Below are 488 nucleotides of genomic sequence, written 5' to 3' on the forward strand. Positions count from 1 at the left end.
GTCTTTTACCGGGGTCCGAATTCCCCCCGGTGGCTGTGGATAAGCCCCGGGGCCCCCGCCCGCCGTGAAACGCACGCGTGAAACACCATCAGCCGCCGCTCGTGCCGTCCGCTGCCGGCTTGCCCTGCACCTGGTCGATGGCGTCGAACTGCGCCTCGTACTGCAGAAGGCAACGCTTACGTCCGTTGCTCACATCGAATACGGCAGACGGCGCCGCCTCCTTCACCCACTTGCAGCGCTTACGCAGCTGGGCGTCGATCGGCACGTAGGTGGCCACCGGAACCGTGATGACGGCTGCCGGCGGCGGGTTCGTCTTGATAGGTGCGGCCTGGCACGCGGCCAGGAGCACAGCGGTAGCAACCACGATGACGCGCATGTCAGTACCCCTTCAGTGCCGGGCAGGCGGAATCGAGCAGCTCCAGTGCTGCCTTGCAGGTGTCGGGCCGTTGCTCATAGCGACCGCGCCAGGTGGAAGCCTCCTTCTCGGA

The 488-nt window shown here is 66.4% G+C and carries 1 protein-coding gene; it reads right to left on the reverse strand.

Features of this window, described 5'->3' with window-relative positions; translation table 11 throughout:
- Positions 1-88: 88 nt before the first annotated feature.
- Positions 89-376, reverse strand: a complete 288-nt coding sequence (locus HR086_RS47405; protein ID WP_111206725.1) for a hypothetical protein — start codon at positions 374-376, stop codon at positions 89-91.
- Positions 377-488: the final 112 nt, after the last annotated feature.

The sequence above is a fragment of the Myxococcus sp. CA039A genome, assembly GCF_013336645.1.
GTDB lineage: Bacteria > Myxococcota > Myxococcia > Myxococcales > Myxococcaceae > Myxococcus > Myxococcus llanfairpwllgwyngyllgogerychwyrndrobwllllantysiliogogogochensis.